Origin of the sequence: Amycolatopsis roodepoortensis (assembly GCF_024628825.1) — a bacterium.
GTDB classification, from domain to species: Bacteria; Actinomycetota; Actinomycetes; order Mycobacteriales; family Pseudonocardiaceae; genus Amycolatopsis; species Amycolatopsis roodepoortensis.
On sequence record NZ_CP102415.1, the window covers coordinates 7,450,565 to 7,474,325 of the forward strand.

Genomic DNA, 23,761 nt, shown 5'->3' on the forward strand with positions numbered 1-23,761 from the left:
AAGGCGATGTCCTATCCCTCCGTGAATCTCCCGTTCTCGGGCGTCGGCGAGGCGGCCGCCGGTGTCGGCGGCACTCTGTGGGATTGGACCGTCAGCGCGTGGAACGCGGCAGGCGGGGTTATCGACGACATCTGGCCGCCCGACGATCCGGACACGGCCAAAGCGCTGGGCGACGCTTGGATCGCGGGGGCGGACGCCCTCGACTTGGCGGTGGGGACCGCCGCCCGCGCGGGTGAGCGGATCAAGGAGACCTGGCCGGACGCCAACGGCTACGACATGTACGCCCTCATCCGTGAGGTCAACAAGGGCCAGTACGGAGGCGGCGGCGAAGGCTACGAGGACCTCGCCGCCAGCATGCGCCGGATCGGGGAGTTCTGCCATCAGTACGGCGAGCAGGTCGCGCGGGCACGGAATCAGATCCGATCGGAGCTGATCCACGCGGCGGTGGACTTCGCCCTGATGTTCGCCATTCCCGGCGGCCCGTGGTTGTTCGCGTCCAGGATGGCGCTCAGGCTCGCGAGCCTGGTCAAGATCGCGAGCCTGGGGGGCCGCCTCGGCAACTGGGCGGCCAAGGCCGGGAAGGTCGTGATGATCCCGATCAAGGAGGCGGGAGACGAGGTCCTCACGAACGGTATCGAGCAGGGCCTCAACATCTCCCAGGGGTATCAGGACGGCTTCAACGTCAAGGAAAGCTTCACCAACGCCGTCGCGGGAGCGGTCGGCGCACCGGTGAGCGCAGTGGTCGGAACGCCCGGTGCGTTGCTCGGCAAGGGGATCCGCAAGACCGACGTCGGCAAGAACGCGCTGGACAACCCGGTCGGCAAGCACGTTTCGACCGCCGTGAGCTCCTTCACCACGAACGCGATCTCCTCACCGATCTCCAGCTACGCGGCGGAGAACATGGTGAACGGGAACTGGGGCGCGCTGGACGACGTGTCCGGTTACCAGAAGTCGATCAAGGAGAACTGGCTCACCTCGGGGGCGATCGGCCCCATTCGAGGGAACGCTCACCTCGCCGGTGTGCAGGCGCACAACGCCGTCTTCGGCCAAGACGTTTCGACCGGGCCGGGAGAAGTGGCGAAGTCCGGGAACCCGCCCGGTGGTCCGACTCCACCCACAGCGATGGCCCCGGAAACCGCCACGGTCGGTGCGGGACAGGGCACCTCCGCGGGGGTCGCGGGGGAATCCGGTGCATCGCAGGCGACCGGCGCGGGCCAAGAGGCCGGTGCTCACGCGGGTGCCTCGACTTCGACGGGAGCCTCGTCGACAGGTTCCGATTCGGCCGGAGCGACGACGGGACCCGGCCGGGGCGCCGATACCTTCAGCGGCGGAGAAAGCCGGGCGAACACCGACACTTCAGCGAGCGATCGGAGCGCCAGTACGGCAGCGTCGAGCCACTCGTCCTCGGCTTCAGCCGTGGAGCACACGTCCCGAAGCGGTACGAGTACGCCGGCGCAGACATCGGTGTCGTCCACGACGCCTGATTCGGCACAGCCCGGTGCTGGACAAGCCTCGTCCGGGCACGGGGCCTCGACGCCCGCGGCTTCCACACAGGCGACGGCCCAACCCGGTCATGCCCAAGCTTCGACCGCCACCGCTCAACCGGGTCCGGCCCAGGGCGGATCGAGCCAGAGCACTTCCGCACCGGTCAACCCGGCGCAGCCGGGCCCTGCCAACGTTCCGGGAAGGACTCCGCACGCGAAACCGACGGAGGGTGAACCGAACCGGTCCGAGCCGGGGACGGATCCCGGCCAGGACGGGGAGACCACGCCGTCGGAGGTCCCGTCCGAGCCCGCGCCCGACGTACCCGTACTGCCCGCCGAGGTTCCCGATGAGCAGGGGCCACCGGACGACCCTGACGGTCCCGCCGAAGGTGATCCGGCGGAACCGGCGACTCCGGGGGAAGAGCCTGTCCTTCCCTCGGCACCGGTTTTCGTCCCGGCGTCGTCCCCGCGGGCGTCCGGCGGGAAGAACGGCCCGTTGCGGAACGAAAACGAGGAAACACCCCCGGAGAATCCCGATGACCTGTCGCCCGAGGTGGAGGAGGCGTGGGACGGTCTGCCGCCGGACGTCCAGGAAGCCGTCCGCGAGGCCGGCCCGGCAGTCGCGGGCAGGAAACTGGAAGGCCTGCTCAAGAGTGTTCTCGCGCAACTGATTCCTCGCGACCGGACCACCCGTCCGCTCGAAGAGCAGCTCAAGGCCCTGTACGCCGAACAGATCCGGGCCATGCTGGCGAACCGGGCGGCCGGGATGTCGCGGGTGACACCACTGGAGGTGTTCACCGCCAGGGCCGGCGCCGCGATCCGCGAAGTGGCCGCGAAGAAGCCGCGTCCGTATGGCCGGGCGGTGGCCGAAACCGAGTTGCGGAAGCTCGGTGGGCTCAGCGCCGAGCTGACGGAGACCGCCGAAGCCGAGGGCAAGAACGCCGAATTGCCGCTGACGCTGGAAACCCATCTCCGCAAGATCCTCGACCATCTGGCCGTCAACGGGGTGCCGGGTCTCGACAAGATCGGCGAAAGCGTCCGCAAGCATCTGCAGCGTGCCCTCGGGCTGCTGGCCGAGGGCGCCCCGGCGACCCGGGAACAGCTGAACGGTGACCAAGCGAATCTCACCGGCCTCGAAGGCGAGCTCCGGGTGGCTCTCGCCCTCACCGAGCTCACCCCGGACCAGCTCGCCGAGTTGGGCTTGACCGGCCTGCGGGTCACCGGGCTCGGCATCAAGACCAGTGACACCGACATCGATGTCCACGGAGTGCTCGAGGACAGCGCACACGAGGGAAACCCCGTCGAGGTCCGGTTCGAGGTCAAGAACGTCGGTGCGAACAGCGAAACGTCGATCGTCAAGCAGATCGAAAAGCACCGGCGCGACGCGGGCCCCGATGCGCTGGTCATCGCCGTGTTCAGCAACGAACTGACCGGCGAGGTCGACGGCGCGATCGCCGCCGGTGCCGACGCCGTCCTCCAGTGGAACGGCCTGCGGTTCACCGTCGTCGCCCGGCGGGATCCGGACGGACCGTCCGCCGCCGCCTCCCCGAATCCGCCAGGTCCCCAGGGGTTGCCACCCGCTGCTTCAGGGAATCCGCTGGCCGACGAAACCCGTGCCGGGCAAGAGGATCCGGAGGCCATCCGCCGGGCGATGGAGGCGGAGACCGCCGGCGCGATCTCGCTCCGGCGGCGGTTCCTCATGGGAGTGCTCATCGCCGTCCGGCTCCTCGGCCTGCCCAACACGATCGACAGCGCCATGGAGACCAAACCGCCCAAGAGCGGCCCGGTGGAACTGATCCGCAAACGTCATGAAGAAGAGGCGGACCCGGACCAGTCCGGTAAGCCGGGCCCTCCACCGGACGATCCCGAGAACCCGCCATGGCGAGGCCGAGCTCGGTTCACCCTGGGCACCGGCGACGTGGACGTCGACATGTCGCCACCCGCGGGGCCGCCAAGCAACCCTCCCGGACCACCGCCGGGGCCGCCGGTGCAACCCTCCTCGCACGCGGAGCGGTTCTACCACCCGGGCAATCCGGCCCGGCAAGAGCATCCGTTGCCCCAGCACGACTTCACGCGGAGTCGGTTGCTCCTCAGTCTCCGCAGCGAGACCGCGCTCCGCACGCTGATGGCCGAGGCGGGCTTGGCGTGGAACGACTTGCGCCTGATCCTGCTCGAACAAGGTTTGCTGCCCGCCGATTCGCGGCCGGTCCGCGTCCGCGACGTCGCCAGAATCCTGGAGGCCCACTGGGTTCGCTCGCGAATCCGGTCCGCGTTGCAGGAGACCGCCGACCACGCCGCCCGCGAATTCGCGAAGCTCGCGGAAGGGCTCGTTCCCGCCGAGTCCGAGCGGGCCCGCAAGATCGCCGAACACGTCAGGAACGACTCGATGACCCCCGCGCTGAGGGGGATCTTCATCCAGCAGATCTTCGCAGAGGAGGTCGTCGCCAGGGAACAGGAGATCCTCGGCGACCACTTCGGACGGTTCCGGCTGCGCACCTCACCGTCGTATTCCCTCGACGGGCAGGGCCGTGCGCCGGGCGGACCGTCGCATTACTCCGGGTGGGTGGTCCCCAACCTCACGCTCGATTTCGTCGTGGACGGGCAGCCGGTGGTCGTGCACGCCTACGACCTCAACACCGGGAGCCGCACACCCGGCCGGGACCGGGTCCATCGCGGCAACACCTTCGCTCGCGGTCTCTTCGAGACGGAGACCCTGCGTCCGGGGGATCCGGCCGCGCCGCCGGGTGCCCTCCCGAGCCCATTGCCGGGGCCTCCGGGTGAGATTCCCGCGAGCCCGAACGAACCCGACGCGATCGAACGGGCGATGGAAGCGGCCAACGCCCCTGTGCTGTCCTCCGGGCGCCGCATCCTCATGGGGATCCTTCTCGCCGTGCGCCTCCTCGGAGTCCCGAACACGATCGACAGCGCCCTCGAGCTCAAACCGCCCAAGAGCGGGCCCTCCGACGTCATCCGGCCGCGGAACACCGACGAACAGGGCCCTCGCCGTCGTCGTCCGCAAGGCCTGCCACCCCGTGATCCGAACGGCCGGTACACGACCGCACGGATCGATCCGGACACCGGGGAGATCACCTTCGGCGAGTCACCCGGCCCCGCGACGATGGGCGCGTCACGGCACGACGAAGTGGGCGGCTCACGGTGGATCGAAGCCCGGCGAAAGGTCGCTCCTGGGCCATGGGACGGAGCCGTGGTCACCGGGGAGGGCGTTCTCTATGCGCCTGGCGGGATGTCGATCGGTGACGACATGACCACCCGTAACGCGCATATGCGGGTGATGATCGCCCAGCGCCCGGACGGCGCGCGAGCCTACGTGGTCACTTTGCACGGAAGCGGGAACGGCCACCCGATCCCCGGCCTCAGCCTGACCGTGGACAGCCGCCTGACCCAAGAGCAGATGCGGGACATCGAAGAGATCTTCATGCTCAGCCCCGAGCAGGTGGCCGAGGCGACGCTGGCCAGTCCGTACTACACACCTGGGCGCCCGGTCCAGTTGAACTCCTGCCATTCCGGATCGTCCGGTTGGGCGCAACGGTACGCCGACGCGCTGGGTGCCGAAGTGATCGCGCCGATGGCGAGGCTGGACGTGATGCCGGACGGATCGCTGCGGGTGCAGGGATTCCCCGGCGGCAAGGGGTGGGCCAGGTTCACTCCCGGTGCGTCGGCACCGGTCGAGGTTCCGGCGCCGGGCAACCTGCCGTCGGCGGAATCCGGGCCGGGGAGCCCGGGTACGCCCAGTTCCCTGGACGCGGTGATCAACCCCGGCCGGGACGAAACGGCGGAGTTCCTCGGCCGCGCCGACGTCCAAGACGCGCTGCAGCGGGGCAACGAGATCAGCCGTCGGGACCCGGACTCGCGGATCAAGGTCGACGGTGTCCCATTCGATATCGGCGACGCGATCGCCAAGCTGCTGCAACGGCATCCGGAGTTCGTGGAAACGCTTCTCCGGACACCGTTCCTGCTGAACTCCCTGCTGGCCAGGCCGCAGACGCTGGGAAACGTGCTCCAATATCCGGAGGCGGTCGAGATCGTCCTGGAATCGCTGGCCGAACTGGAAGCCAGAGGTGCGGAGGACATTCTTCGCGAACACCGGGAGACACCGCGGCCCGGTCCGATCGAACTGACCGATTTCCAGCGTCAGGCGGTAGAGGACGCGGTGTCCGGGATTCCCGAGCAGGACCGGCGTGTACAGCCTGGCCAGTCCGGCTACGCCCCGCCCGCCGGTTCGACGCCGGAGCAGCTCCTGGCCTATCAGAACGAGTTCCTGTCCGGGCTGGAGGAGTCGTGGCGCTCGAACCAGGACGAGCTGAACGAACTGGCGGACTGGCTGGCGGCGGAGGCGGGCGGGGTCGCCAAGTACCGGGACAAGGTCAAGAGCAGGGTGCGCGCGTTGGACAAGCTGGCGAAGGACGACGGCACGGGCTCCGTGCTGACCGACGTGGTCGGTGCCCTCGTGCGGTTCGACACCGTCGCCGACGTCTACCGGGCACTGGCGGTCCTGCATGCCCGGCTGGCCTCGGAGGGGTCGCCGATCAGCATCGTCTACCTGGAAGACCGCTTCGCCGGACCACAGAAGAGCGGCTATCGGGACATCCAGATGTCCGTTCGCCTGTCGAGCGGGCATATCGCCGAATTCAGGCTGCATCTGAAGTCCATCGACGAGGTGGCACGCTACGAACACAGCCTCTACGAGGTGCGGCGGGACTTCGCGGCCGTGAGCAGGGAACAGGACCGCGCGGTGACTCCGGAGGAGACGGCGATCGAAGCACTGATACTCAGGCGTGAACGGGAACTGTTCCAGGAGGCGACGAACCGGGGAATGACCGCGGACGACGAAGACGGCCGCGAAGACTACGAAGGGAAAGACCGTGAGTGAGAACCCGCTGGCGGACGAACTGCCGATGTTCTTCCGTTACCACGGCTTGACCTACCGGGTCGACGGAACTCCGGACGGTGGCCTGACCGGTCATCTTCTCAACCTGAGGACCGGACGGATCGACGAGGACGCCTCGCACGTCCACGAGGTGCTGTTCGCCATGGGAGAGGACGTCACGGTGCTGGACGAGGCCGGCTACGTCGAACTCACCGAGATCAAGCGTTCACGGGCACTTCGCGGTGACGGGCCGATCTTCGCGATCTACGATGCCATCCAGGCCGTCTACGACAAGGCGAGGGAGGAGTCGCGGCGCCTCGAACCGGAGGAGCACGCCCTCCTCCACTCGATGTGGACGCGGACCTTCGCCCTTTGGGCGCAGGAGTTCGCGCGTCGCGACGCGGGAGAGCCGCCCTCCTTCGAGTTCCGGTCGCTGCTGGGGGGTACCGCCGTCGAGCCGGGTTGTTGAGGGGCAAGGCAACGGCGGCGTGACACGAGGGCCGTGTCGCGAAAGCCACTTTCGAGACGTCTGGTGTCCTGAAAGTGGCTTTCAGGACACCTTCGAGCCTCCGCCGCCCACGAGGAGCGTATGACCCACCGATCGCGGCGAACGCCGGGCAGTGAAGGGCGTTGACACCCGACAGGACACGTTTGCCTCGCCACTCGGCAGAACGGTCAGTTCGGGCTGACCGGGAACCGCAGTTCGAAGATCGCGCCGCCCTCGTCCGCGTTGTACACCGCGAGCGTGCCGCCGTGTGCCTGCGCGACCCACCGCACGATCGACAGCCCGAGCCCGGAAGACCCGCCGGTGCTGGCGAACCGGTCGAACGCCTCGCCCGCCAGCGCGGTGTCGATACCGGGGCCGTGGTCCGCGACGGTCACGGTGCCGCCGGCGACGGTCAGGTGCACGAACGCCTTCGAGCCCGGGTGGCGGCCGTAGCGCATGGCGTTGTCTAGAAGGTTGCCGATCGCTCGTTGCAGCAGCGCGGGATCGGCGTTGACCTTGGTGGGCGCGGCGGTGACGGTGACTTCGGCGTTTTCGGTCGCGGTGTCCTCGACGATGCCCACCACCAGCTGATCGAGCCAGATCGGCTGGATGCTCAGCTGTTCCACACCGGCGGCCAGCCGGGCGCGGACGAGGAGGTCGTCGATGATCCCGCCCATTCTCGCGGCGAGGCGGACGGTGCGCGGCAGGAGTTCCGCCGACTGCGCGGGGTTGGCCATCGCGGTTTCGGCGAGCGCGCGCAGGGCGGCGACCGGGGTGCGGAGGTCGTGCGCGGTTTCGGCGAGCAGGACCTCTTGCTGCTGCAAGGCCGCGGCCGCGGGGCGGATCGAGCGCCCGGACAACAGGTGGCCCGCGAAGCCCAGGATCGCGACCAGCAGCACGGTGCCGCCGATCACCAGCAGCGTGAACGTGGTGTGCGCGGAATCCTCGGCCTCGGTGGACTGCACCGCGACGACGGCCGCGAAGGTCTTGCCGTCACCGTCGCGCAGCGGTTCGGCGCGGACCTTGACCATGTCGCCGTTCGACGCCTTTTGATGCCCCTGCACCAGCTTGCCGGTCTTCACCGCCTCGGTGGCGAGCCCGTTCAGCAGTTGCACACTCATCGGGACGCAGTTCGCCCGCGAAAAGTGCGGCTGGAACGCGGGCGCCCCGCCGGGCAGGATCGCGAACTGGGGGCAGCGGTCGTTCAGCACGTCGGTGTTGACCAGGCCGAACCCGACGGTGCCGTCGTCGTAGGCGACCTGCCTGCTGACCGACGAGGTGACCTGGGTCAGCGCGGCGTCGATCCGCTCCTCGCCCTGGTCACCGTCCTCGGCGATGAGCAGCCAAGCGAAGACGACCAGCCCGAGGGTGTTCATCACGGTGAATAACGCGGTCAGCGTCCAGCGCAGCCTGCGCAGCCGATCGGCCGAGGAGTGGGTGTTCACCGCGAGCCCAGCCGGTAGCCGAGGCCTCGGACGGCGTGGATCAGTTCGGGTTCCTTCAGCTTGCGGCGCAACCGCTTCACCACCACATCGACCACATTGGACATCGGATCGGCCTGCGCGTCCCAGCAGTGCTCGATCAGGTCGGCCCGCTGCACCGGCAGGCCCGCCCTGGTGAGCAGGTATTCGAGCACCGCGTACTCCTTGTTGGTCAAGGTGAGCAGCACGCCCGCCCGGCGCACCTCGCGCCGCGCGCAGTCCATCACCAGGTCTTCGTGGTGCAGCACCGAGGGCCGGTCGAAGGCCGAGCGGTGGCACAGGTTGGCCACCCGCTCCGTCAGCTCGGCCATCACGAACGGCTTCACGAGGTAGTCGTCGCCGCCGTGCTCGAAGCCGGCCACGCGGTCGGCGAGCGCGTCGCGGGCGGTGAGGAACAGCACCGGCGCGCGCCAGCCCAGCTGCCGTCGCATGTGGACGTACTCGATGGCGTCGCCGTCGGGCAGCATCCGGTCCAGCACCACGCAGTCGTGATGGGTTCCGCGCAGCAGCCGGTCCGCTGTCGCGATGTCACCGGCCTCGTCGACGGCGTAGCCGGCCGCGCGGAGCTGCGTGACCAGCGCGAGCCGCAGATTCTCGTCGTCTTCGACGACCATCACCCGTGTCATCAAAACCTCATGTTCGGACAGCGAAAGTAGACGCATGCAGTTCCCGGTGCCCCTGAACGCTAACGCGTCGGGTGCCCGCGGCCGCCCCGGTGGCGGGGAACTGGCATGAACAGGACGTCGTCGGCGGCACCGCGCCGGGGGAAGAGGGAGGTACCTGCGATGACCGTGCAGACCGGCCAGCTCAGCCTGGTCACGGGAACGGGCCCGGGCAGCGACCGGGCGGGGCTCGGCGAGCTGCTCGCGGAAGCGACCGGCGAGGTGCTCGTCATGAGCACGGGAACGGACACCGCGTTCCAGCGGATCGCGCTCGGAGGCGTGCGGCCCGGCGTGCGGCACAAGGTGCTCTTCCCCGATTCCGCGCGGATGTCCGGCGCGCTCAACCGCATGTCGCGGGCCGGCGCCGAGGTGCGGACCGACGCCGAGGTCCCGATGGACGCGCTGGTGATCGACCGGACCTCGGTCGTGCTCCCGGCGGAGGGCAGGCAGGCCGGTTCCGCGGTGTTCCGGCTGCCCGGCGTGGTCACCGCTACGGTCGGGCTGTTCGAGCGGATCTGGCAGGCCGCCGCCCCGCTAGTCCCGCTGGACCTCCCGGACGACGGGAACGCCTCGATCCTGACCTGCCGCGAGCAGGAGCTGCTGACGCTGCTCTTCTCCGGCACCACCGACGAATCCGCCGCCGCCCGCCTCGGTGTCTCGGTGCGCACGGTGCGCCGGATGGTCGCCGACATCATGAACCGGCTCGGCGCCCGCAGCCGGTTCCAGGCCGGCGCCAAGGCCGTCGACCGCGGCTGGCTGATGGCGAAGGTGGGCTGATGACGACCTCGACTCCCGGCCGTGTCCTGCTGGTGGCCCGGCGGCCGGGCGCGTACCCGACCATCGGCGACGCTTTGACGGAGGCGTCCGACGGCGCCGTCATCACCATCGCGGGCGGTGAATACGCGGAAACCGTCGAGCTCTCCGGCCTCCGGGTGACCTTGGCCGCGGCGGACGGCGCCACCGTCGTCGTCGACGGCCGGGGCGCGGAACGGCCCGTTTTCCGCGTCACCGGCGGAGCGCTCGTCCTCGAAGGGATCGAAGTCCTGGCGGGCGACGCGTCCGCGATCCAGGCCGACGACACGGAACTCACGGTCCGGGACTGCACCGTCTCCGGCGGACGCGGCCCGGCGATCGCGATCCGCGGCACGACGGCGTTCACCGTGAGCGGTTGCGTGATCTCGGGTGCGGAGCAGGGGATCCTCGTCGACGGCTCGCCAGGGCGGATCGAGGACACCACCGTCGAAGACGTGACGGGCGACGGCATCACCCTCGGGCAGGGCGCCGATCCGGTCGTGCTCCGCTGCACGGTCACCGGTTGCGGGCTGAGGGGGATCTACGTCTACCAGTACGCCCGGCCGGTCGTCGAAGGCTGCACCGTCTCGCACACCGGTCACGAAGGCATCGCCGTCGCGCACCACGGTGTGCCGGTTCTCAAGCGCTGCACGGTCACCGACACCCGGGGCCCGGGGATCGCCTTCGCGTCCGGTTGCGGTGGCGAGATCTCCGGTTGCCGGGTCTCGAACACCGCGGAGCCCGGTATCGCGATCGCCGAAGGGGCGACGCCGACGATCGGGGACACCGCGGACCCCGGCGCCGTGGGGGACGACGCGCTGGACGAGATGCTCGCCGAACTCGACGGGATGATCGGCCTTCCCGGCGTCAAGGAAGAGGTCCGTTCGCTGGTCGACGAGTTGCAGGTCAACGAATGGCGCCGCCGGGCCGGGCTGCCGGTCGGCGCCGCCGGGCACCATCTGATCTTCGCCGGCGCGCCCGGCACCGGGAAGACGACGGTCGCGCGGATCTACGGGAAACTCCTGAAGGCGCTGGGAGTCCTGCCGGTCGGCCAGTTCCGGGAGGTCTCCCGCCGGGATCTCGTCGGGCAGTACATCGGGCACACCGCGGAGAAGACCGCGACGGTGTTCGAGGAGGCCAAGGGCGGCGTCCTGTTCATCGACGAGGCGTACACGCTGACGCGGCTCGCCGGCTCCGGTGGCGATTTCGGCCAGGAGGCCATCGACACCCTGGTGCCGTTGATGGAGGAACATCGCGACGAGGTGGCGGTGATCGTGGCGGGGTACACCGGCGAGATGGTCGACTTCCTCGCCGCCAACCCCGGTCTCGCGTCCCGCTTCGGCAAGACGATCGAGTTCGAGAACTACAGCCCGGACGAACTGCTCGCCATCTTCGGGCGGATGGCGTCCGCCGGGGACTACGAACTCGATCCCGCCGCCGGCCCGGTGCTGACCGGCCACTTCCGGCGTGTTTCCGGCGACGTCAACTTCGGCAACGCGCGGGACGCGCGCCTGCTGTTCGAGAAGGCGCGCACGGCTCAGTCACAACGCTTGCGGCTGCTGGGCCGGATGCCCGCGATCGAAGAACTGCGCGGGTTGCACGTGGCGGACGTGGAGGCGGCCATCGCGCGATAACGTGGTGATGTGCGGGTGCTGGTGACCGAGGACGACGAAAACTTGCGGGTGGCGCTGGAATTCGCGCTGCGCGGGGACGGGTTCGCGGTGGACACCGCCGCCGACCTGCCCGGCGCGGACGAGGCGCTGATGGTGAACGCCTACGACTGCGCGGTGTTCGACCGGATGCTGCCTTCGGGTGACGCGCTGGCCTACGTGCGCAACCGGCGCAGCGCCGGATGGCCGCTGCCCGTGCTCTTCCTGACCGCGCGCGACAGCGTCGCCGACCGGATCGACGGACTGCGCGTCGGCGGCGGCGACTACCTGGTCAAACCCTTCGCGATGCCGGAACTGATCGCGCGGGTGCGCAGCCTGTGCCGCCGCGACATGGCCGGGCAGGCGGTGATCCTGCGGTGCGCCGACGTCGAACTCGACACCGGCAGGCACCAGATCTCGCGGGCGGGCGTGCTGCTCACCGTGACGCGCAAGGAGTATCTCGTCATGGAGCGGCTGATGGCCGCGACCGGGCGGCCGGTCTCGCGGCGGGAACTGATCCGGTACGCGTGGGACGAGATGGCGGATCCGGCGTCCAACGTGCTGGACGTCGTGATCGCGCGGCTGCGGCGGAAACTCAAGGACCCGCCGCTGATCCACACCGTCCGGGGGTCGGGTTACCGGATGGCGCCGCTCTGACCCGGCTCGAACCGCCCCGAACGAGACCATCGCCACTCCGGCCGCCCCGGATGTGCCATGCTCGACAGCGCACGAAGCGGCGAAACCGAGAGGTGACGAGGGTGTCCATCTGGGCAGGCGTGATCAATTTCGTCCGGGCGCGGTACGAGGTGCTCGAAGAGCGGGGCGACTGGCTCCGGTTCCGGGTCGACACCGGCGACGGCCGCGGCCAGCAGGTGACCTTGCACCACCTGCCCGACCACGACGGCGCGGAGTGGGTGGAGATCTCGTCTCCGGTCGGCTGGGCGGACAAGATCGATCTGCGGCGCCTGCTCGAACTGGCGGGCGGCGACTCGGTCGGCGGCGCGGCCGTGGTGGACGGTGTCGCGCTGCTCAAGCACACGATCCCGCTGGTCGACCTGAACCTGGTCGACGAGTTCGAGCACCCGCTGAAGGCGCTCGTCACGCGCGCCGACACCTTCGAACACGAGCTCACCAAGGCCGACGAGTTCTGAGCCCGCCGGTCCATTCAGGACGGAAACGGTGAAGGCCCCCTGCCGCCGCAGGGGGCCTTCACTCGTCTTGGGCTCAGAGACGCTCCTGGAGCGCGTCCGCGGCGGCGAGGAGGTCCGCGGCCCAGCGCGCCCCCGGTTTACGCCCTATACGTTCGATGGGCCCGGAAACCGACACCGCGGCGACGACGGTGCCCGTCGAATCCCGCACCGGCGCCGAGACACTCGCCACACCGGGTTCCCGCTCGGCCACGCTCTGGGCCCAGCCGCGGCGGCGGACTTCGAGCAGGGTGCGCTCGCCGTACACCGCCTCGGTGAGGATCGTGCGCTGCGTGTGCGGATCCGACCACGCGGCGAGCACCTTCGCACCGGAGCCGGCGGTCATCGGCAGGCGTGAACCGATCGGCACCGTGTCACGGAGCCCGCTCGGCGGCTCGGCGGTCGAGACGCAGACGCGCTGGACGCCGTCGCGGCGGTACAGCTGAACGCTTTCGCCGGTGATGTCGCGCAATTTCGGCAGCACCGAACTCGCCGCGTCGAGCAGCGGGTCGGTCGAACCGCCCGCCAGTTCCGCGAGCGCGGTACCCGGACGCCAGCGCCCGTCGGGGCCGCGGCGCAACAGGCGATGCACTTCGAGGCCGACCGCGAGCCGATGCGCCGTCGCGCGCGGCAAACCGGTCCGCGTGCACAGTTCCGCCAGGCCACAAGGATCTTCGGCCACGGCCTGAAGCACGGCCACGGCCTTGTCGAGTACTCCGATACCGCTATGCTGTCCCACAAGCCGATACTATCTTCCCGAAGTTTGAGATGTCCAGATGGTGGGAAGTACCGATTTCACCGCATGTGAGGAGCCGGAAATGCCCCGGACACTGGCCGAGAAAGTGTGGGAGTCGCACCTGGTGCGGCGCGGCGAGGGGGCCGAGCCCGACCTGCTCTACATCGATCTCCACCTGCTGCACGAGGTCACCAGCCCTCAGGCGTTCGACGGACTCCGCCTGGCGGGCCGGAAACTGCGCCGCCCCGACCTCACCATCGCGACCGAGGACCACAACGTCCCGACGATCGACATCGAGCTGCCGATCGCGGATCCCGTGTCCCGCACCCAGGTCGACACCCTTCGCGCCAACTGCAAGGAGTTCGGCGTCCGGCTGCACCCGATGGGCGACGCCGAGCAGGGCATCGTGCACGTCATCGGCCCGCAGCTGGGCCTGACCCAGCCGGGGATGACCGTGGTGTGCGGCGACAGTCACACCTCGACGCACGGTGCCTTCGGTGCCATGGCGTTCGGCATCGGCACCTCCGAGGTCGAACACGTGATGGCCACGCAGACCCTGCCGCTCCGTCCATTCAAGACGATGGCGATCACGGTCGATGGCGAACTGCGCCCCGGCGTCACGGCGAAGGACGTCATCCTCGCGGTGATCGCGAAGATCGGCACCGGCGGCGGTCAGGGCTACGTCCTCGAGTACCGCGGCGAGGCCATCGAAAAGCTGTCGATGGAAGCCCGGATGACGGTGTGCAACATGTCCATCGAAGCCGGCGCGCGCGCCGGGCTCATCGCGCCGGACGAGACGACGTTCGAGTATCTGAAGGGCCGCCCGCACGCCCCGCAGGGCGCCGATTGGGACGCCGCCGTCGAGAACTGGCGCGAACTCCGCACCGACGACGACGCCGTCTTCGACGCCGAGGTGCGCCTGAACGCCGACGAGCTCACGCCTTTCGTGACCTGGGGCACGAACCCGGGCCAGGGGCTCCCGCTGGGCGCCGAGGTGCCCGACCCGGAGCGCATCGGCGACGAGAACGAGCGCATCGCCGCTGAGAAGGCCCTGTCCTATATGGATCTGAAGCCGGGCACGCCGCTGCGCGAGATCGCGGTGGACACCGTCTTCCTCGGCTCGTGCACGAACGGCCGGATCGAGGATCTGAGGGCCGCCGCGGACGTCCTGCGCGGGCACAAGGTCGCCGACTCGGTCCGGATGCTCGTCGTCCCCGGCTCGATGCGCGTCCGCCAGGCGGCGGAAGCCGAAGGGCTGGACCGGGTCTTCACCGAAGCGGGCGCGGAATGGCGTCAGGCGGGCTGCTCGATGTGCCTCGGCATGAACCCGGATCAGCTCAAGCCGGGCGAGCGCAGCGCGTCGACCTCGAACCGCAACTTCGAAGGCAGGCAGGGCAAGGGCGGCCGGACGCATCTGGTCTCGCCGCTCGTGGCGGCCGCCACGGCCGTGCGGGGCACGCTGTCCAGCCCCGAAGACCTGCAGCCCGCCGTCGCTCGCTGACATCGCTGACATCCGCGAAGGAGTTCCCAACATGGACGCGTTCACCCACCACACCGGCGTCGGGGTCCCGCTGCGCAGGTCCAACGTGGACACTGACCAGATCATCCCGGCGGTCTACCTCAAGCGCGTGAGCCGCACCGGCTTCGAGGACGGGCTCTTCGCCGCTTGGCGGTCCGACGAGTCGTTCATCCTCAACCAAGAGCCCTTCAAGAACGGGTCGGTCCTGGTCGCGGGCCCGGACTTCGGCACCGGCTCGTCCCGTGAGCACGCGGTGTGGGCCTTGATGGACTACGGATTCCGGGTCGTCATCTCCTCCCGGTTCGCGGACATCTTCCGCGGCAACTCGGGCAAGCAGGGCCTCGTCGCCGCTCAGGTCGAGCAGGCGGACGTCGAACTGCTGTGGAAGCTGCTCGAAAACGAGCCCGGGACGGAGGTCACGGTGGACCTCGAGTCGAAGACGGTACGAGCCAAGGACTTCACCGCGCCCTTCCAGATCGACGACTACACCCGCTGGCGGCTCCTCGAAGGGCTCGACGACATCGCCCTGACGCTCCGCCACGCGGAGGAGATCGACACTTTCGAGACCCAGCGCCCCTCCTGGAAGCCGGTGACCCTCCCGGCGGCCTCCTCCTAGGGCCGGTCGAAGGGGGCGGATTCCCTTGCTGAGCAGGGAATCCGCACCCCGGCCGGGGTCCTCCACAACAGCCCCGAAACCACACCGAACGGCACCTCGAGAGGCCCCGAAGGGGTCCCTCGGGAGGCGGAACAGCCCCCGAGACAAGGGAAATTTCCGCGCGTCGTTTGGAATTTGTGCTGCATTGGTAATACCGTGTGCGCTAAGTCGGCCGACGGGGCCGTGTACAAGTAGTTCTTCTTGGAGGACTGGAATGGCCAACAAGGCCCAGCTGATCGAGGCGCTGTCGGAGCGCCTGGGCGACAAGAAGGTCGCGTCGGAGGCCGTCGATGGCCTTGTCGACATCATCATCCGGACGGTCAACAAGGGCGAGAAGGTGAACATCACCGGCTTCGGTGTGTTCGAGAAGCGCGCCCGCGCCGCCCGCACCGCGCGGAACCCGCGCACCGGTGAGACCGTTCGCGTCAAGAAGACCAACGTGCCCGCGTTCCGCGCCGGCACGACCTTCAAGGACGTCATCAGTGGTTCGAAGAAGCTGCCGAAGGCCACCGCTGTGAAGCGCGCGACCGCCGGCACCTCCACCCGCGCCACCACCACCCGCGCGACGACGACCCGGACGGCCGCCAGCCGCCCGGCCGCGACGCGTTCCACGACCACGCGGACCCGCGCCGCCGCCACGACGACGCGTGCCGCCGCGAAGCCGGCCGCCAAGGCGACCGCGACCAAGGCGGCGGCCAAGACGACCGCCACCAAGGCCGCGCCGAAGACCGCCGCCAAGGCCACGACTCGCGCCACCACGGCCAAGAAGGCGACCGCCACCAAGGCCGCCGCGAAGCCGGCCGCCAAGGCGACCGCCGCCAAGGCTCCCGCGAAGAAGGCTCCGGCCAAGCGGACTTCGGCTGCCGCGAAGAAGAAGTAAGCTCCCTCCTCAGGAGAGAGCCAACGGCAGGGCCCCGCGCACGGCGCGGGGCCCTGCCGCATTTCCAGGACACCCTAGGAAGCCTCGTCTCGCCCTCACACGCTCGCGTGCGGACTCCGGGGACCCTTGGGACCGCTATGGATGCGCGGCCGCCCAGTGGCGTATGTGACGCGATTCTCGTGCCGGTGGGCGGAGTTTCGGAAAAGAATCCGCTTCGACCGGAGTTCCCCCGTCACCCCGATGGACGCGCCCTGCCGGTGGGTGGCTCCACAGTGGAGCGATGAGTGCGGGTCCGCATCGACACAGCCGGAGTAGGCGCGTCACCCACGTGGGGGAGCGGCGCTTCGGATTTCCTTGAGGGGCCAAGGCTGACGAGGGGGTTGTGAAAGCCACTTTCGCAACGTGGGGGCGGTGGGGTCGGCTGAGGCTGGGCGCGTGGCCGTGGCATGTCGCGAAAGCCTCTTTCGTGCCGCGAGGGGTGCCGTGGCGTGGTTGCGAAAGCCACTTTCGCAACCTTCAACGTTGTGAAAGCCACTTTCGCAACGTGGGTGGGGTGGCGGGGCGCGGGCCAGCGTGGGGGCGCGGTGGCGTGTTGTGAAAGCCACTTTCGCAACGTGGGGTGGGGTGGCGGGGCGTGGCCAGCGTTGGGGGTGCGGTGGCGTGTTGTGAAAGCCACTTTCGCAGCCTTCAACGTTGCGAAAGCCACTTTCGCAACATGGCGGACGCAACCAACCCGGCGCGCGCCCCCCTCGGGTGTCGCGAAAGCCACTTTCGCGACACCAGACGTCCCGAAAGTGGCTTTCGCGACACCCCCACGGCGCGCAGATACCCCCAGCCAGTCCTCAAATGCCCCTGTAGCGCGTGAAGGCCCCCTTCCCTCGGCTCAGCCGAGGGAAGGGGGCCTTCACGCGCTACAAAGCCTCAGGGATGCGCGGGAGCCGGCGTGGGCAAAGGCGACGCGAAATAGTCCGCGGCCACCAGCACCGGCCCGTCCTGTTCGCTCGCGGGCCGGAACGACAGCACCCAGAACGAACCCTTCTTCGACGGCACCACACCGCCGCGCGCCGCGGTCAGGTCGACGCCGTCGCGGTCGGCCAGCGCGCTGACGACGTCCGGGATCACCCCGCCCTGACTGGAGATCACCGGCGTCCCGCCGTCACCGGCGATGGCCAGCAGCCGCGCGACACCGAGCACCGGGTCCGGCCAGTAGCCCTCTTCCGACAGCAGCGGCTCGTGCCGGATCTCGACGCCGAGGTCTTCGGCGAGCCCGTTCACCGTCTGGACGCAACGAAGCCGCGGCGCCGAGAGCACCCTGCCGGGCGCGTAGAGCCGCAGCAGCGAACGCAGCGCTTCGGCCTGGCGCTGGCCCGCGTCCGACAGCGGACGCAGGTCGTCGTCGCCGGTCCACTCGTCGCGTTTACCCGCTTTGGCGTGCCGCACCAGGATCACCGTGGCGAGTTCGGGCGGCAGCGCGGAGAACTCGCGCAGCACCCGGACGTCCTCGGCCCGCGTCAGCAGTTTCTCCGCCGCCTCCGCGTCGAGCCAGCGCAGCTCGTCGACTTCCTCGTTCGGTGCGAACGCACCCGAGACGGCGTGCGCGGAGAAGTAGTCGACGGTCTTCGGCGCTCCCGCGACGGTGTATTCGGTCCGGACCAGATAGCGCCCGAGGACCGCCTCGAAGCCGGTCTCCTCTTCGATCTCGCGGACCGCCGCGCCCGCGATGGTCTCGCCCGGATCCAGCTTTCCCTTCGGCAGCGACCAATCGTCGTAGCGTGGCCGATGGACCAGCGCGACCTCGATCCGGCCCCCGTCGCGGCGCCAGAGGACGGCTCCCGCCGCCCGGATGACCCCGCTCATCCCGCCGCCCCGTGCCGCTTCGCCAGCTCGACCTGGTGGTCGCGGACGTCGTCGCCCGACGCGGGGAACGGGGTCCACTCGCCGGTCGAGTTCAGCACCCAGCACCGGGTCGAGGGGTGCAGCGCGGATTCGAAGATGTAGTCCAGCTGCGCGGTCAGCTTCGGATCCTTGACCCGCACCAGCGCCTCGATCCGGCGGTCGAGGTTGCGGTGCATCATGTCCGCGCTGCCGATCCACCGCGTGCCGCCCGCGAGGAAGGTGAAGACGCGCGAGTGTTCCAGGAAGCGGCCGAGGATGGACCGCACGTGGATGTTCTCGCTCAGCCCCTCCACACCCGGCTTCAGGGAGCAGATTCCGCGAACCACGATGTCGACCGGAACCCCGGCCTGGGAAGCGTGGTACAGCGCGTCGATCACCTGCTCGTCGACGAGCGAGTTGCACTTGATCCGGATCCCGGCGGTCTGGCCGGCGCGGGCGAGTTCGATCTCCTCGCCGATCGCGCGCACGATGCCGCGGCGGATCCCGTGCGGCGACGTGAGGATGTTGCGGTAGGTGTCTTGGCGGGAGTACCCGGTCAGCACGTTGAACAGATCCGTCAGATCCGCGCCGATCGTCGGGTCGGCGGTCAGGATGCCGAGGTCCTCGTACAGGCGCGCGGTCTTCGGGTTGTAGTTGCCGGTGCCGATGTGGCAGTAGCGGCGGATGGTCGAACCCTCCTGGCGCACCACCATCGACACCTTGCAGTGCGTCTTCAGCCCGACGAGCCCGTAGACCACGTGCACGCCCGCGCGTTCCAGCGTGCGGGCCCAGGTGATGTTGGCCTGTTCGTCGAACCGCGCCTTGATCTCGACCAGCGCGACGACCTGCTTGCCCGCCTCGGCGGCGTCGATCAGCGCGTCGACGATCGGGGAGTCGCCGGAGGTGCGGTACAGCGTCTGCTTGATCGCCAGCACCTTGTCGTCCGCGGCGGCCTGTTCGATGAACCGCTGGACGCTGGTGGAGAACGAGTCGTACGGGTGGTGCACGAGGACGTCGCCCTCGCGCAGCGTCGCGAACACCGACTTCGGCGTCTCGCGCTCACCGAACGCCGGATGCGTGGCGGGAACGAAAGGGCGGTCCTTGAGTTCCTTGCGGTCGACACCCGACAACTGGTGCAGACAGGTGAGATCCAGCAGACCGGGGACCTCGACGACGTCGCGCGGGTCGACCTCCAGTTCGCGCAGCAGCAGTTCGAGCATGTGCTCGCTCATGTCCTGCGCCACTTCGAGCCGCACCGGCGGGCCGAACCGGCGCTGGGCCAGTTCGCGTTCCAGCGCCTGGAGAAGATCCTCGTCCCGGTCCTCTTCGACCTCGAAGTCCGCGTTGCGGGTGACCCGGAACGCGTGGTGCTCGGTGACCTCCATACCGGTGAACAGCTCGCCGAGATGGGCGGCGATCAGTTCCTCCAGCGGAAGGAACGTCGCGGTGCGGCTCTCCCGCGGCTGCTGCTCGATCCGCATCAGGCGCGGCACGTTGCTCGGCACCTTGACCCGCGCGAACCGCTCCGTGCCTGCTTCGGGGTCCCGGACGGTGATGGCCAGGTTGAGCGAAAGGCCGGAGATGTAGGGGAACGGGTGCGCGGGATCCACGGCCAGCGGTGTGAGCACCGGGAAGATCTGCTCGCTGAAGTAGTTGGACAGCCGGAGCTGGTCGGCGCCGGTCAGGTCGTTCCAGCCGACGATGAGGATGTCCTCTTCCGCCAGCTGCGGCCGCAGGTGCAGTTCGAAGGCGTTCGTGTGCCGCTCGACCAGGTCCTGGTTGCGTTTGGCGATGTAGGCCAGCTGCTCGCGCGGGGTGAGCCCGTCCGCGCTGCGGACCGGGAGCCCGGTCTCGTCGCGGCGCTTCAGCCCGGCGACCCGCACCATGTAGAACTCGTCCAAATTGGACGCGAAGATCGCCAGGAACTTGGCGCGTTCGAGCAGCGGCTGCGACTCGTCCTCGGCCAGCGCGAGCACGCGCGCGTTGAAATCCTGCCAGGACAGCTCGCGGTTGAAGTACCGGTCGTCGGGCAGGGATTCGACGGCGGTGGGTGCCGACGTCACCGCGGGCGGCGCGGCGGGCAGCGCGCGGAACTCCTGGGCCGGACGGCTCGCCGAACCGCCGCGCGTCGCGCGGACGGCCGTGCGCGGGGCCGGGCTGCTGTTCTTTCTCGTCCTGGCGGGTTTCGCCGTGCCGCTGTCCGGTTCCGGTTTCGCGGCGGAGGTCTTCCGCTTCCTTGCCGAGTTCGGGGTGCCGCCGTCATTTGTGCTCACGGCTTCATTGTTCACCACTCGGGGCGATTATGTGCGCCGCGCGCGGGTCGCCAGGGTGAACTCTCGTCACATCGCCACGCAGGGTGTTCCCAACAGCGTTGAAGTGCGCTTTCCGGTACCGAGCGTGCGAACGTGAGCGAGATCATCCGCGGTGTCCACGTCGGCCCGGAGCGATTCCGCGGCGATCGTGAGCGGGGTCGCACCGGAAGCGGTGTGGGCCCGCGCGGAACCCTCGCCGAACCGGGGCGCCAGCGCGTTGCCCGCCCCTGCGAGCAACAGGGTCGTGCCCGTTCCCTGCCGGTCCGCGACGAACGCCCGGTGCCCGCCTGCCTCGGCGAGGGCGGCGGTGAGGTCTTCGGTCCGCAGCGCGGGCAGGTCGGCCTGCAACGCGCCGACGAGACCGGACGGCCTGTCCCGGCTCAGCAGTTCCTCGCCGTGGCGCAGGGCCGCGTTCAATCCGCCGCGCGACGGTTCGGTGACGATTTCGACCCCCAGCTCGGTGAGATCCGCCACCGACGCCGGGTCGGCGGCGACCACCAGCACCCGGCGGACCCCGTCCGCCGAGGTCGCTGCGGACAACGTGTCGTAGGCCAGCGCCAGCACCAGTTCGGCGTGCCGCTCGGGCACGACCGCGCCGCGAAGCCGCGACTTGCCCTCGGCGGGGCGTTTCATCGGCACTATCAGGTCCACGTCCACATCTCACTTCTTACCCGACCCTCCCTGGACCGCGCTCGTACGCGCGCGGCAGGATCAGTGGCCTGGGACGACACGTGTGACTTCGAGGAGGACGAATTGGCCCGGCGTGAGAAGGGCGGCATCTGGGTGGGCATCGCCGCCGCACTGTTCTACCCGGCGACGGCCATCGGCAAGCGGGTCTACCGCAACGCCGAGCGGATCCCCCGCGAAGGCGGCGCGCTGCTCCTGCTCAACCACGTGTCCCACATGGACCCGGCGGTGGACGCGGTGTTCGTGCACCGCCAGAAGCGGGTGCCGCGGTTCCTCGGCAAGGAGAGCCTGACCAGGGCGCCGCTCTTCGGCAAGATCTTCGTCGGCGCCGGCCAGATCCCGGTCTCGCGTGGTTCGGCCGCCGCCGGTGACAGCCTCAAGGCCGCCCACCAGGCGTTGCGTGACGGCAAGGTCGTCGTGATCTATCCGGAGGGGACGATCAGCAAGGACCCGGACGGCTGGCCGAAGAAGCCGTTCACCGGTGCCGCGCGGCTCGCGCTGGAGACCGACGTGCCGGTGATCCCGATCGCCCGCTGGGGCACGAACCACATCTTCAACGGCTACACGAAGAAGTTCACCCCGTTCCCGCGCAAGACGATCACGCATCTGGTCGGCGAGCCGATGGATCTTTCCGCCTACAAGGACGGTTCGACCCGCAGCGCTTCCAAACTGCGCGAGGTCACCGACCTGATGATGACCGAGATCACCGCGCTGCTCGCGGAGATCCGTCAGGAGGAACCGCCCGCGAAGAAGCCGGAGGACGACGCCTGATGGCCGAGGTCCAGCGGGTGACCGTGCTCGGCGCCGGATCGTGGGGGACGGCGTTCGCGAAGGTGCTCGGCGACGCCGGACGCGACGTGACCATCTGGGCCCGCCGGCCCGAGGTCGCGGCCGACATCCGGGAACGGCATCGCAATTCGTCCTATTTACCCGATATCGAACTGCCGGAGCGGATCACCGCGACGGCGGACCCGGCCGAAGCCCTCGACGGCGCGCAGGCCGTGGTGCTCGCGGTGCCGAGTCAGACGTTGCGGACCAATCTGTCGGAGTGGTCCGGTCTCCTGCCCGCCGACGCGATCCTGGTGAGCCTCGCCAAGGGGGTCGAACTGGGCACGCTCAAGCGGATGAGCGAGGTCATCGCCGAGATCGCCCGCGTCGACGCCGGGCAGATCGTGGTCGTGTCCGGGCCGAACCTGGCGAAGGAGATCGCGCTGGGGCAGCCGGCGGCGGCGGTGCTGGCCTGCACCGACCACGACAACGCCAAGGCGATCCAGCGGGCGAGCTTCAACCAGTACTTCCGGCCGTACACCAACACCGACGTCGTCGGCTGCGAGCTGGGCGGGGCGTGCAAGAACGTCATCGCGCTCAGCTGCGGGATGGCGGCCGGGCTCGGGCTGGGCGCGAACACCGTGGCCACCCTGATCACCCGCGGGCTGGCCGAGATGGCCAGGCTCGGTGCGAAACTGGGCGCCGACCCGCTGACCTTCGCCGGGCTCGCCGGCGTCGGCGACCTGGTGGCGACCTGCTCGTCGCCGTTGTCACGCAACCGGACCTTCGGCGAACGGCTCGGCCGGGGCGAGACACTGGAGCAGGCGCTCGCGGCCACCGGCGGTCAGGTCGCGGAGGGCGTCAAATCGTGCACGTCGATCCGGGAGCTCGCGATGGGGCTCGGTGTCGACATGCCGATCACCGACGCGATGCACCGCGTGTGCCACGAAGGGGTCGACCCGCGGCGCGCGGGAGCCGAGTTGCTCGGCCGGTCGCAGAAGCACGAGTGGTCCTGAGCGGTCCACGGTGTGGGATCGGTTGACCGCCGGGCCCCGTGCTGGTTCGCTGAGCGCATGTTCGCACGTGGGATGACTGTGTCGCGGGGCCTCTCGGGTCTTGGCGCCGTCTCGTGTGCGTCGTGTCGCTGTTGTCGGTGAACTCAGCCCCGGCCAGCTCGACACCCACTTCCTTCTGCGAGGACCCCTTCATGTTCGCCGTCCCGGACAACACGCTCGTCATTCCCGAAAACCCCGCCCTGCGCCACCCGGTGCGCGTCGCGCTCGAATTCGCCGCGGACCGTGACCGCTGGCGGCACCTGCTGCGGTACGACCCCGACCAGCGGTTCTCCGCACTCGTCGACTCGGACGAGCTGCAGGAGATCTGGCTCATGAGCTGGCTGCCCGGTCAGCGCACCGACCTGCACGACCACGAGTTCGCCGCGGGCGCGTTCACCGTCGTCAGCGGGAAGCTGAGCGAGACCGTCGCCCGGCGCGCCGTCGACGGGCGGGCCGTGACCGAGCTGCATTCGCTGTCGGAGGGCCAGTCCCGCGTCTTCGGCCCCGGCTACGTCCACGAAGTGCGCAACGAGGGCCCGGATCCCGCCGTCAGCGTGCACGTCTACCGGCACCGGCCCCGCGCCATGCGGCCGTACCACCTGGACCCCGTCTCGGGTCCCGTCCGGGACTGACACTCCCGCATT

18 protein-coding genes are annotated in these 23,761 nt (G+C 69.5%); 12 read left to right on the forward strand and 6 right to left on the reverse strand.

The window, feature by feature from the left end; translation table 11 throughout:
• The first annotated feature begins 6 nt into the window (after window positions 1-6).
• Both NQK81_RS35890 and NQK81_RS35895 read left to right on the forward strand, forming a co-directional pair.
• A complete protein-coding gene (locus NQK81_RS35890; RefSeq protein ID WP_257485030.1) occupies window positions 7-6,375 on the forward strand; it encodes a WXG100-like domain-containing protein in 6,369 nt (2,122 codons plus the stop codon).
• Window positions 6,368-6,841 (forward strand): hypothetical protein, encoded by a 474-nt coding sequence (locus NQK81_RS35895; protein WP_257485031.1) that lies wholly within the window; start codon window positions 6,368-6,370, stop codon window positions 6,839-6,841. Before NQK81_RS35890 ends, NQK81_RS35895 begins: the two co-directional genes overlap by 8 nt.
• 206 nt (window positions 6,842-7,047) lie before the next feature.
• On the opposite strand, the gene NQK81_RS35900 is transcribed toward NQK81_RS35895, so the two are convergent.
• Window positions 7,048-8,304, reverse strand: a complete 1,257-nt coding sequence (locus NQK81_RS35900) for a sensor histidine kinase (RefSeq protein WP_257485032.1) — start codon at window positions 8,302-8,304, stop codon at window positions 7,048-7,050.
• Window positions 8,301-8,966 carry a response regulator transcription factor gene (locus NQK81_RS35905; RefSeq protein ID WP_185927194.1) on the reverse strand — a complete coding sequence of 222 codons (666 nt, stop codon included), beginning with the start codon at window positions 8,964-8,966 and terminating at the stop codon, window positions 8,301-8,303. Before NQK81_RS35905 ends, NQK81_RS35900 begins: the two co-directional genes overlap by 4 nt.
• 159 nt (window positions 8,967-9,125) lie before the next feature.
• Between NQK81_RS35905 and NQK81_RS35910 the strand changes: the two genes are divergently transcribed.
• The 4 genes from NQK81_RS35910 to NQK81_RS35925 all read left to right on the forward strand — a co-directional run bounded on the left by NQK81_RS35910 (window position 9,126) and on the right by NQK81_RS35925 (window position 12,594).
• A complete protein-coding gene (locus NQK81_RS35910) occupies window positions 9,126-9,779 on the forward strand; it encodes a helix-turn-helix transcriptional regulator (protein WP_257485033.1) in 654 nt (217 codons plus the stop codon).
• Complete coding sequence (locus tag NQK81_RS35915) at window positions 9,779-11,428, forward strand: right-handed parallel beta-helix repeat-containing protein (protein ID WP_257485034.1); 1,650 nt, start codon at window positions 9,779-9,781, stop codon at window positions 11,426-11,428. The genes NQK81_RS35910 and NQK81_RS35915 overlap by 1 nt, the downstream gene beginning before the upstream one ends.
• A 9-nt stretch (window positions 11,429-11,437) precedes the next feature.
• Window positions 11,438-12,100 carry a winged helix-turn-helix domain-containing protein gene (locus NQK81_RS35920; protein ID WP_257485035.1) on the forward strand — a complete coding sequence of 221 codons (663 nt, stop codon included), beginning with the start codon at window positions 11,438-11,440 and terminating at the stop codon, window positions 12,098-12,100.
• 101 nt (window positions 12,101-12,201) lie between these two features.
• Complete coding sequence (locus NQK81_RS35925) at window positions 12,202-12,594, forward strand: hypothetical protein (RefSeq protein ID WP_126733602.1); 393 nt, start codon at window positions 12,202-12,204, stop codon at window positions 12,592-12,594.
• Window positions 12,595-12,667: 73 nt separating this feature from the next.
• On the opposite strand, the gene NQK81_RS35930 is transcribed toward NQK81_RS35925, so the two are convergent.
• The gene (locus tag NQK81_RS35930; protein WP_007031477.1) at window positions 12,668-13,369 is read right to left on the reverse strand and encodes an IclR family transcriptional regulator; all 702 of its coding nucleotides are present in this window, start codon (window positions 13,367-13,369) and stop codon (window positions 12,668-12,670) included.
• 79 nt (window positions 13,370-13,448) lie between these two features.
• Here NQK81_RS35930 and leuC point away from each other — a divergent pair, with 79 nt between their 5' ends.
• The 3 genes from leuC (at window position 13,449) to NQK81_RS35945 (ending at window position 16,420) form a co-directional block, all read left to right on the forward strand.
• On the forward strand, window positions 13,449-14,867 hold the full coding sequence (gene leuC, locus NQK81_RS35935; protein WP_257485036.1) for a 3-isopropylmalate dehydratase large subunit: 1,419 nt from the start codon (window positions 13,449-13,451) through the stop codon (window positions 14,865-14,867).
• A gap of 31 nt (window positions 14,868-14,898) precedes the next feature.
• Complete coding sequence (gene leuD / locus NQK81_RS35940) at window positions 14,899-15,501, forward strand: 3-isopropylmalate dehydratase small subunit (protein WP_126733600.1); 603 nt, start codon at window positions 14,899-14,901, stop codon at window positions 15,499-15,501.
• Window positions 15,502-15,754: 253 nt separating this feature from the next.
• Window positions 15,755-16,420 carry an HU family DNA-binding protein gene (locus NQK81_RS35945; protein WP_126733599.1) on the forward strand — a complete coding sequence of 222 codons (666 nt, stop codon included), beginning with the start codon at window positions 15,755-15,757 and terminating at the stop codon, window positions 16,418-16,420.
• Window positions 16,421-17,341: 921 nt separating this feature from the next.
• Here NQK81_RS35945 and NQK81_RS35950 read toward each other — a convergent pair.
• The 3 genes from NQK81_RS35950 to cofC all read right to left on the reverse strand — a co-directional run bounded on the left by NQK81_RS35950 (window position 17,342) and on the right by cofC (window position 21,264).
• Window positions 17,342-18,277 carry an NUDIX hydrolase gene (locus NQK81_RS35950; protein WP_257485037.1) on the reverse strand — a complete coding sequence of 312 codons (936 nt, stop codon included), beginning with the start codon at window positions 18,275-18,277 and terminating at the stop codon, window positions 17,342-17,344.
• Window positions 18,274-20,568, reverse strand: a complete 2,295-nt coding sequence (locus NQK81_RS35955; RefSeq protein WP_126733597.1) for an RNA degradosome polyphosphate kinase — start codon at window positions 20,566-20,568, stop codon at window positions 18,274-18,276. The genes NQK81_RS35950 and NQK81_RS35955 overlap by 4 nt, the downstream gene beginning before the upstream one ends.
• Window positions 20,569-20,634: 66 nt before the next feature.
• Entirely contained in the window at window positions 20,635-21,264 is a 630-nt protein-coding gene (gene cofC / locus NQK81_RS35960; RefSeq protein ID WP_257485038.1) for a 2-phospho-L-lactate guanylyltransferase, read from the reverse strand.
• Between the two features lie 57 nt (window positions 21,265-21,321).
• On the opposite strand from cofC, the gene NQK81_RS35965 reads away from it, so the two are divergent.
• From NQK81_RS35965 to NQK81_RS35975, 3 genes are all read left to right on the forward strand, one after another.
• Window positions 21,322-22,065: a lysophospholipid acyltransferase family protein gene (locus NQK81_RS35965; RefSeq protein ID WP_257485039.1), complete on the forward strand. Its 744-nt coding sequence runs from the start codon at window positions 21,322-21,324 to the stop codon at window positions 22,063-22,065.
• Window positions 22,065-23,078, forward strand: coding sequence for an NAD(P)H-dependent glycerol-3-phosphate dehydrogenase (locus NQK81_RS35970; protein ID WP_185927144.1), 1,014 nt, complete (start codon window positions 22,065-22,067; stop codon window positions 23,076-23,078). Before NQK81_RS35965 ends, NQK81_RS35970 begins: the two co-directional genes overlap by 1 nt.
• A 191-nt stretch (window positions 23,079-23,269) precedes the next feature.
• Window positions 23,270-23,749 carry a cysteine dioxygenase gene (locus NQK81_RS35975; protein ID WP_126733593.1) on the forward strand — a complete coding sequence of 160 codons (480 nt, stop codon included), beginning with the start codon at window positions 23,270-23,272 and terminating at the stop codon, window positions 23,747-23,749.
• Window positions 23,750-23,761: the final 12 nt, after the last annotated feature.

What these genes read in the sequence shown, in the direction of transcription:
- NQK81_RS35890 (WP_257485030.1), top strand. Translation starts at nt 7, where the DNA reads ATGTCCTATCCCTCCGTGAATCTCCCGTTCTCGGGCGTCGGCGAGGCG.
- NQK81_RS35905 (WP_185927194.1), bottom strand. Translation starts at nt 8,966, where the DNA reads ATGACACGGGTGATGGTCGTCGAAGACGACGAGAATCTGCGGCTCGCG.
- NQK81_RS35910 (WP_257485033.1), top strand. Translation starts at nt 9,126, where the DNA reads ATGACCGTGCAGACCGGCCAGCTCAGCCTGGTCACGGGAACGGGCCCG.
- NQK81_RS35915 (WP_257485034.1), top strand. Translation starts at nt 9,779, where the DNA reads ATGACGACCTCGACTCCCGGCCGTGTCCTGCTGGTGGCCCGGCGGCCG.
- leuC (WP_257485036.1), top strand. Translation starts at nt 13,449, where the DNA reads ATGCCCCGGACACTGGCCGAGAAAGTGTGGGAGTCGCACCTGGTGCGG.
- leuD (WP_126733600.1), top strand. Translation starts at nt 14,899, where the DNA reads ATGGACGCGTTCACCCACCACACCGGCGTCGGGGTCCCGCTGCGCAGG.
- NQK81_RS35945 (WP_126733599.1), top strand. Translation starts at nt 15,755, where the DNA reads ATGGCCAACAAGGCCCAGCTGATCGAGGCGCTGTCGGAGCGCCTGGGC.
- NQK81_RS35950 (WP_257485037.1), bottom strand. Translation starts at nt 18,277, where the DNA reads ATGAGCGGGGTCATCCGGGCGGCGGGAGCCGTCCTCTGGCGCCGCGAC.
- NQK81_RS35970 (WP_185927144.1), top strand. Translation starts at nt 22,065, where the DNA reads ATGGCCGAGGTCCAGCGGGTGACCGTGCTCGGCGCCGGATCGTGGGGG.
- NQK81_RS35975 (WP_126733593.1), top strand. Translation starts at nt 23,270, where the DNA reads ATGTTCGCCGTCCCGGACAACACGCTCGTCATTCCCGAAAACCCCGCC.